This is a genomic window from Dongia sp. (assembly GCF_041906375.1).
Classification (GTDB): domain Bacteria; phylum Pseudomonadota; class Alphaproteobacteria; order Dongiales; family Dongiaceae; genus Dongia.
The window spans coordinates 14,810-23,171 of sequence record NZ_JAYRJJ010000013.1 but is presented as its reverse complement, the minus strand read 5'-3'; the positions used below and the strand labels follow the sequence as shown (position 1 = coordinate 23,171).

The 8,362-nt window shown below is 63.3% G+C and carries 8 protein-coding genes; 3 read left to right on the top strand and 5 right to left on the bottom strand.

Annotated features, from left to right (window positions below; genetic code table 11):
- Window positions 1-249: 249 nt before the first annotated feature.
- The 4 genes from ACE3OA_RS20830 to ACE3OA_RS20815 all read right to left on the bottom strand — a co-directional run bounded on the left by ACE3OA_RS20830 (window position 250) and on the right by ACE3OA_RS20815 (window position 3,461).
- Window positions 250-600 (bottom strand): cupin domain-containing protein, encoded by a 351-nt coding sequence (locus ACE3OA_RS20830; protein ID WP_374314436.1) that lies wholly within the window; start codon window positions 598-600, stop codon window positions 250-252.
- Window positions 601-631: 31 nt separating this feature from the next.
- On the bottom strand, window positions 632-1,267 hold the full coding sequence (locus ACE3OA_RS20825) for a tetratricopeptide repeat protein (protein WP_374314434.1): 636 nt from the start codon (window positions 1,265-1,267) through the stop codon (window positions 632-634).
- A gap of 112 nt (window positions 1,268-1,379) precedes the next feature.
- On the bottom strand, window positions 1,380-1,622 hold the full coding sequence (locus ACE3OA_RS20820) for a hypothetical protein (protein ID WP_374314432.1): 243 nt from the start codon (window positions 1,620-1,622) through the stop codon (window positions 1,380-1,382).
- A gap of 234 nt (window positions 1,623-1,856) precedes the next feature.
- Window positions 1,857-3,461 (bottom strand): 5-guanidino-2-oxopentanoate decarboxylase, encoded by a 1,605-nt coding sequence (locus ACE3OA_RS20815; protein WP_374314430.1) that lies wholly within the window; start codon window positions 3,459-3,461, stop codon window positions 1,857-1,859.
- Between the two features lie 135 nt (window positions 3,462-3,596).
- On the opposite strand from ACE3OA_RS20815, the gene ACE3OA_RS20810 reads away from it, so the two are divergent.
- Both ACE3OA_RS20810 and ACE3OA_RS20805 read left to right on the top strand, forming a co-directional pair.
- Window positions 3,597-4,478, top strand: coding sequence for an AEC family transporter (locus ACE3OA_RS20810; protein ID WP_374314428.1), 882 nt, complete (start codon window positions 3,597-3,599; stop codon window positions 4,476-4,478).
- Between the two features lie 159 nt (window positions 4,479-4,637).
- Complete coding sequence (locus ACE3OA_RS20805) at window positions 4,638-6,650, top strand: CocE/NonD family hydrolase (RefSeq protein ID WP_374314426.1); 2,013 nt, start codon at window positions 4,638-4,640, stop codon at window positions 6,648-6,650.
- A gap of 127 nt (window positions 6,651-6,777) precedes the next feature.
- On the opposite strand, the gene ACE3OA_RS20800 is transcribed toward ACE3OA_RS20805, so the two are convergent.
- Window positions 6,778-7,377, bottom strand: a complete 600-nt coding sequence (locus tag ACE3OA_RS20800) for a hypothetical protein (protein WP_374314424.1) — start codon at window positions 7,375-7,377, stop codon at window positions 6,778-6,780.
- A 181-nt stretch (window positions 7,378-7,558) separates the two neighbouring features.
- Here ACE3OA_RS20800 and ACE3OA_RS20795 point away from each other — a divergent pair, with 181 nt between their 5' ends.
- On the top strand, window positions 7,559-8,362 hold the full coding sequence (locus ACE3OA_RS20795) for an Asp/Glu racemase (protein WP_374314422.1): 804 nt from the start codon (window positions 7,559-7,561) through the stop codon (window positions 8,360-8,362).

Sequence of the window (8,362 nt, the reverse complement as noted above, 5' to 3'; positions counted from 1 at the left end):
CACGGCTTCGACGAACGCGTCTCCCTCTCATCGCTGAGGAAGATCACGCAGGGCATGGCCCTCTTCATGGCCGATTGGTGCGGTGTGGAGAAGAGGTAAAGGCGGAAGGCCAAGGCCGCTCTCGCAGCCCGTCATGCCCGGGCTTGACCCGGGCATCAGGTGAGGCCGGGCTCGGTTCCACAGTCGCGGGCTGATCCCCGGGTCAAGCCCGGGGATGACGCGCTGTGTGCTGTTGAATGCGGGCCGGTCTTACGGCAGCAGGATATAGGTCTTCCGCACCGTCTCATGAATCTCCCACACACCCAGGCTCTCGGCGGGGAAATAGAGCGCGTCGCCGGCGTTGATCTCGATCACCTGGCCGCTCGAAGCGTGGAAGGTGGCGCGGCCGCTGATGAAATGGGCGAACTCCGCCTTGCGGATCTGGCGGTTCCATTTGCCCGGGCTGCATTCCCAGATGCCGAAATCAGGCTCCTTATCCTTTTCCGTCGGCGACATGCCGCGCAATTGCGCGACGGGTGCGCCGATCGGTTCGGCGACCTTGCCCCAATCTTCGAGTGCCGCCGAAGGAAGACCGGCAGTGTTGGCAAGGCGTTTGATCATGGAAAAAGCTCCTGGCGGCAGGTGATATAAATCAGGGTTGTTCTTTGACGGCCTGGAAGGCCATCGCTTCGGCGAGTGCCGCATTGAGATCGGCGCTGGAAAGCTCGCTCTTCAATTTATTGCGCAAGCCCGCCACGGTCTTGACGATGTCCGGCTCCTTGAAGATCGAGGCGGCGATGGTCAGCCAGGTGAAGGCGGATTTGTTGTTGACCGGGGCGCCCTGGCCCTGCGTGTCCATGACGGCGAGGCCCAGCATCGCATCGGCATGGCCCTGATGGGCGGCGCGGCCATACCATTCGCGCGCCAGGGCGAAATTGGTGGGACCGGCCCAGCCATATTGGTAATAGCCGCCCAGCTTATACTGCGCTTCCGGATCGCCGGTCGGCGCCAATTCCTTCAGCCGCAGATAGGCGCCGACCTTGTCGCCCTCAAGTTCCATCTTGAGGACCTCTTCGAGGTCGGCCTGCGCGGCAAAGACGGGCGCTGCGGCGAAGGGCTGCAGGGTGGCCAGCAGCAAGGCTACGGCCAGGAGGCGGGAGGTGAATCGGGTGCTCGACATGGCCGGAGAATTGCCGATCTTGGCCGCGCGCGCAACCACGGCGGCGACGGCACGGCCGGCGCCGTGACGGCGGTCACAATTGCCGCGTCGAGGCGCCGCACTGGGCAAAAAAATCCCCCTTGCGATAGGCCCCGCCAAATCTTGGAAGGCGGCAATCGGGCGATGGGACGGCGGTGATCCGGAAAAGACCCTCCGGCCGCCTAAAGCCTCAATCCGCCGCTCAGTTCGTCTTGCGCACGCTGGTGAAGGCGTCCTGCTGGATGCTCGCCACCAGATCCTGGACGAATTCCGCCGTGGTTTCCTTGCCATGCTTGGCGACCAGGGCGAACAAAGCCGCCGAAATCGACATCGTGCCGATCGTGTCGAACGGCACGCCCTTGGCGAAGGCGTCTTCCCAATAGGCGTTGAACAAATCGAAGCAGAGCTTGCGTTGTGCTTCATCGGTGGTCGGGGGCGCGCTCATTTTCTGCCCTTGTGCAAATGCGGTCTCCATAGCCATCTCCTTGAACGGTGGACCGCGCCTTCCCAGCAAACCCCGTGCCATGACCGTTTCATGACTGCATATGGGGGTATCGCCGGCCCGTTCGACGAGTCGTTGTGTGGATTAGACCCGCCGGCTCATAAGAAGTGATTAACGACGCTACCGCGCCCCGGAAATACAGGGAAATATTTGCCGGGGTTGATCTCACGCCATCCTCTATTTCAGATAATCCGCCCCCTCATGCACCTCGATGAGGGTGGGGCCATCGGCCTTGAAAGCGGCTTTGATGGCATCCTGCATCTCGGCAAGGCTCTGCGGCTTTACCGCCCGGGCGCCGAACGCGCGGGCCAGCGCCTGATAATCCGGGTTCTTCGGCTTCACGCCCAGTTCCGGGATATCGAGTTCGATCATGTCCTTGGAGATCTGGCCAAAGGCGTCATTGTTCCAGACCAGGATCGGCAGGGGCAGTGACTGCTCCACTGCGGTACCGAGGTCCTGCACCGTGAACATGAAGCCGCCATCGCCGGCCACCGCGATCACCGGCCGGTCCGGGCAGGCGATCTTGGCGCCGATCGCGGCCGGCAGCGCATAGCCCAGCGTGCCGAAGCCGCAGGGGTGGAACCAGCAGCGCGGGCGCTCGCAGGGGAAGGTGAAATTGGCGGTATAGGCGATCTGCGTCATGTCAGTAACGACGATCGCATCCTCCGGCAAGGCGGCGCGCAGGGCGTCCAGCACCTTCACATGCTTCTTCTGCAGCGGGCTGAGATTGCTGCGGGTGGCCCCGCGCAGTTCCGCCGCGGTGGCAAGGTCCGGCTTGCGACCGGCCTTGATGCCGTCGGTGAAGGCCTTCAGTGTCGGCCCGGCATCGGCCAGCAGGCCCACGGTCGGCGTATAGTCGCGGGCGATGGTCGCGGCATCGAGATCGACGCGGATCAGCTTGCCCTTCAAGGTCAGCATGTCGACCCAGCTGTCGGTCTCTGCCATCTCGGTGCCCACCGCGATGACCAGATCCGCTTCCGTCAGCAGCTTCTGCGTGGCCGGCAGCACCAATGTGCTGCCGATCGATTGCGGGTGGCTGTCGGGCAGAACGCCCTTGCCAGCGGTGGTGGTGACGCAGAGTACGCCGGAGTTCTCGACGAAGGCCTTCACCTCGGCAGCGCAATCGACCGTGCCGCCGCCGACGATGAGGAGCGGCGCCTTGGCGGCGTCGATGAGCGCGATGGCCGCCGCGATGTCGCCGGCGCTGGCTTTCGGCCGCGCGGCGGTCTGGCGCTTTGTCTGCCCGATCTCGGCGGTCGCAGCCAGCATATCGAGCGGGAATTCCAGCACCACCGGGCGCGGCCGGCCGGTTTCGAACAGTTTGAAGGCATCAGCCACGGCGCCCGGCAGTTCCGCGGCGTTCTTCACCGTGCGGGCAAAGCCGGTAAGGGGGGCGATGGAAGCGCGCTGGTCGGTGATTTCATGCAGGCGGCCGCGACCCTTGCCGAGGTCGCCGGTCGCATTGACGCTGCAGATGACCAGAACGGGGACGGAATCGGAGAAAGCCTGCCCGATCGGCGTCGCCGCGTTCATCAGGCCCGGACCGGTGATGAGGCAGGCGACACCCGGCTTGCCCGAGGCACGGGCATAGCCATCGGCCATGAAGCCGGCGCCCTGTTCGTGGCGCACGCCGATGTGGCGCATCTTGCGGTCGGCCAGACCCCGGTAGAGGTCGAGCGTATGCACGCCCGGAATGCCGAAGACGGTGTCGACGCCATAGGTTTCAAGCAATGCCACCGCTGCGTGGCCGCCGATCTGGTTTGCCTTCTGATGCGCACTCATGATTTCCCCTGATTGGTCATCGGGCCTTTTATGACCCTTGCAAATATGGCGGGGAGACTAGCCGAAATCAGCTGTATGCAGCAATAGACGGCAGCGGGGATTTCCGGCTAGAACTGGCCGCCAGAGGTGCAATTCATGGATTTGCTGCAGCAACTTGCCGCCATCATCCTGCCGGTGCTGGTCGTGCCGGCGATCGGGTTTATCTGGGCGCGCTCGGGCAACAATTTCGACAATCGCTTCGTCACGCAACTGGTGACCAATATCGGCACCCCGGCCCTGGCAGCCGACGCCCTGACGCGCATCCGCGTCGAAACCGGTGCCCTGATTCAGATGGCGGGGCTGACGGCACTTTGCTTTGCCGGCTTCCTCATTCTCGGCCTCATCGTGCTCAAGCTGATGAAGCTGCCGAACCATTCCTATCTGCCGGCCCTCATGTTTCCCAATACCGGCAATATGGGCTTGCCGCTGGCCCTGTTTGCTTTCGGCAATGAAGGTCTCGCCTTCGCCGTCGTCTACTTCGCCATTTCCATCACGTCGCAATTCACCATCGGCATGGCCTTGGCTTCCGGCAATTTCAGCGTTACCCGCCTGCTGCGGATGCCGCTCATCTACGCCATCATTTTCGCGCTGGCGGTGCTCTCCTTCGGCTGGCACCTGCCGGCCTATATCGGGAATACGCTGCAATTGCTGGGCGGGGTCACCATCCCGCTGATGCTGCTGGCGCTCGGTGTCTCGCTGGCGCAGTTGCGCGTGACCAGGCTGCCGCGCAACCTCTTTCTCTCCATCGTGCGCCTGGGCGGTGGTGCGGCCATTGGTTTTTTAGTCGGGCATCTTGTCGGCGCCTCGGACCTCGCCACCGGCGTGCTGATGATCCAGAGCACCATGCCGGTCGCCGTCTTCAACTATCTCTTTGCGCAATACTACAACCGCGAACCGGCTGACGTCGCCTCCATGGTCGTCATCACCACGGCGCTCTCCTTCGTGACATTGCCGCTGCTGCTCTATTTCGTGCTGTGAGGATTTGAACCGTAAACTGTCATCCCCCTCCCCGGACTTGATCCGGGGATCAGCCGGGGGATCCACGAGTTGCTTCCTTCAGTTGGCGGAGAACTCGTGGATGGCCCGCCTGAAGCGGGCCATGACAAGAAAGATCATCGTGAAGGGGAAACAACATCCATGCGTATCGTCACCGAATTTCCGCACAAGCTGCGCCATATCGAGAATATCTGGATTCCGGTGGTGGGCGGCATCAATCTGGCCGCGCGCATGTGGCTGCCGGAGGATGCCGAGAAGAATCCCGTGCCGGCCATTATCGAATGCGTGCCTTATCGCAAGCGCGACGGCTTGCGCTTCCGCGATGACGAGATGCACCCCTATACCGCTGGCCACGGTTATGCCGTGCTGCGCATCGATCTGCGCGGCACCGGTGAATCCGAAGGCCTGCCGGATGACGAATACACGGTGGCCGAGCAGGACGACATCATCGCCGCCATCGCCTGGATTGCCGCGCAAGAATGGTGCACCGGCAAGGTCGGCATGATGGGTATCTCCTGGGGCGGCTTTAACAGCCTCCAGGTGGCAGCACGGCAGCCGGAGGCCTTGAAGGCGATCATCACGGTCGATTCATCGGATGACCGTTACAATGACGACGTCCATTACATGCAGGGCGTTCTGCTGCACGACAATTTCTCCTGGGCCTCGGCCATGTATGCCTATGCCGTGCTGCCGCCAGACCCGGAACTGGTCGGGCCGCGCTGGCGGCAGATGTGGCTCGACCGCCTCAAGCATTACAGATTCCCCTTCCATATCTGGGGCGGCCATCAGAACCGCGATGCCTATTGGCGCCAGGCGTCGGTCATCGAGAATTACGATGCCATCAAGGCGGCGGTCTTCGCCATCGGCGGCTGGGAGGACGGCTATTCCAACACGGTGCCGCGCCTGTGCCAGCATGTGAAAAGCCCGGTCAAAGGCTGGATCGGACCCTGGGGCCATGCCTATCCGCACAACGCCCTGCCGGGACCCGAGGCCGGCTTCCTGCAGGAAGCCCTGCGCTGGTGGGACCAGTGGCTGAAAGGCAAGGAAACAGGTGTGACGCGCGATCCGAAGATCACCGTCTGGATGAACGATTCCTACGCGCCTGATCCTTGCGCCCTGGAACGTCCCGGCCGCTGGATCGCCGAAGATCAATGGCCGAGCCCGCGCATCACGACGGAAAAGATCAAATTCGGCCGCTACACATTGGGTCATGCGCCGGAAGCGGTAAGTCTATCCGTCAAGTCGCCGCAGACCTGTGGTTTGAGCTCCGTCGAATGGTGTTCCTATGGCGGCAGCGACGGCGACTATCCGGCGGAGCAGCGGGGGGATGACGGCATGTCGCTCTGCTTCGACGGCTTGCCGCTCAAGGAGCGCTGCGAGATTTTCGGCATGCCGGTGGTGGAACTGGCCTTTGCCGTCGACAAGCCGGTGGCGCGTATCGCTGTGCGCCTCAACGACGTGGCACCCGACGGAGCATCGACCCGCGTCACCTTCTGCGTCTTCAGCCTCAACCACAAAGACGACCAGGAGCACCCCGCTGATCTGGTGCCGGGCCGGCGCTATACGGCGCGGATACCCTTGAACTACATCGCTCATGCCTTCCTGCCTGGGCACAGGCTCCGTGTCGCAGTCTCCACCAATTACTGGCCGATGATGATGCCGGCGCCCGAAGCCGCGACCCTGACGCTCTTCACCGATGGCTGCCATCTGGAACTCCCCGTGCGCCCGACCGGTGCCAAGGATCCGGCCTTCGAGATTCCGCCCCCCGAAAAGGCGTCGCACGCGCCGGGCCACGTCACGCGCGAAGGCTCGGCCAAGCGGGAGGCGCGGCTCGACATCGCCACGGGCGAAATCGTGCTGGTCAACCACAAGGACGCCGGCGGCTATCATTTTGCCGAGATCGGCGTCACGTCGGATTGCAAGGTGATCGAGACCTACCGCATCAGCCCCAACGATCCGCTGAGCTATCGCTGCGACATCTCCTACGAACAGATGCTCAAAGGCCCCGATTGGGAGGCCCGCACCGTGAGCCTCACCAGCATCAAGGCCGAGAAGGCGCATTTCCGCATCACCGCGCGCATGGATGCCTTTGATGCCGGCACCCGCATCTTCAGCGATGAAGAGGCCTACGACCTGAAGCGGGAATATTGCTGACGACAGTCCTTGACTTCGGCATCCCCGGGCTTGACCCGGGGATCCGGTTTGACCGGGCTGTTTTCTTCAAGTGCGGACTGTTGCCCGGATCAAGTCCGGGCGTGACGGTCAGACGCGAGAATGCCTCTTACTGCACCAGCGGTACGTCGATCCCTTCGGCGGTCTCGCCGAAATGGTCGAGCAGGGCCGGCAGCATTTCGCGGAGTGCCGTCGACGGGTCGACGGTGGCATCGGCGCGTTGCACCGTACCGCGCCAGACAAAATGCCCGTCGGTGCGGCTGTAGACGGTGAGGTTGACGCGGAAGACCCGGTCGGTGGTGTTGAGCGGGTCATTGGGATTGAGGAGCGTGCCGCCCCCGGTGCTGAACAGGGCTGAATTCTTAGGGTCGCTCTTCTTGATGGCGACGTCGCCCGCCGATTGGTCGGCATTAAGGCGCGAGACCAGCTGGGTTGCCACGGTCACGACCAGGTCGCTGTCGCCACCCACCGCATAGCCGCGGCCCTTGAGGTCGGCATCGACCTGGCGCAGGGCGTCGTCATCCATCTGGCTCTGGGTATCCGCCTGGGTCTCAAGGGCGGCGCCCGGCGGGATCGGCTGGTAGGAAATGGCGTCGATCCGGGCGCTGCTCTCGACCTTGGTTTCCTGCGCCGCCAGCGGCCCGGCAAGGCCGGCTGCGAGGGTCAGGGCCAGGAAAGGGGCCAGGAGATACGCGCGGGCAAGAGACATGGGTTGATCCTTCGGGGTCCCGGTAAGTCTGCCGTTCCACATAGCGGAAAGCGGCCATATCTGACAACAAGCGGGAATTGCTTTAGTTTCCGGCTCGCGCCATCATAATCCCTGCATTCGGCGGCCCCCCATGCCGGTTTGGCATGGCTCGTCGCCCCAAAACGAAAGGGAGTTTGCCGGCATGTCCCCCGTTGAGGCGCGCGTCAAGGCTGAGACCCAGGACGGGTTGCTGGTCAACCGCAAGCATCTGCCCTTCGAACTTGATGGCGGCGTCGCCGCCAGGGCCCGGATCGGCCTCATTATCCTGGCAACCGATCACACACTGGAATACGAGTTCCGCAAGATCTTCACCATGCCGGGCGTCGCCCTCTATGGGACGCGCATCCGCAACGCGGCGGAGATAAATCCCACGACGCTTGCAGCCATGGAGGCCGGGCTGTCGGCCGCCGCCGACGTGATCCTGCCCGGCATTCCGCTCGATGTGGTGGGTTATGGCTGCACCTCGGCCTCGGTCGTGATCGGCGAGCAGAATGTCTTCAAGCGCATCCACGAAACGCGGCCCGAGGCTAAATGCACGACACCCATCACCGGCGGCATCCAGGGCCTGAAGGCGTTGGGCGCCAAGCGGATAGCACTCCTCACCCCCTATATCGATGCCGTCAACGTGCGCTTCAAAACCTATATCGAGGCGCAAGGGCTGGAGGTGCCGGTGATCGGCTCCTTCAACCACGAGGACGATAACGAGGTGGCGCGCATCTCGACCCGCTCCATCTACAACGCCGCCCTCGAGCTCGGCCGGCATCCGGCAGTCGACGGCGTCTTCGTCTCTTGCACATCCTTGCGCGTCGCCGAAATCGCCGAAAGCCTCGAGCGCGAACTCGGCAAGCCCGTCACCTCCTCCAACCACGCCATGGCCTGGCACGCCCTGCGCCTCGCCGGCATCACCGAACCCATCGCAGGCTGGGGGCGACTGTTCCGGATCTAA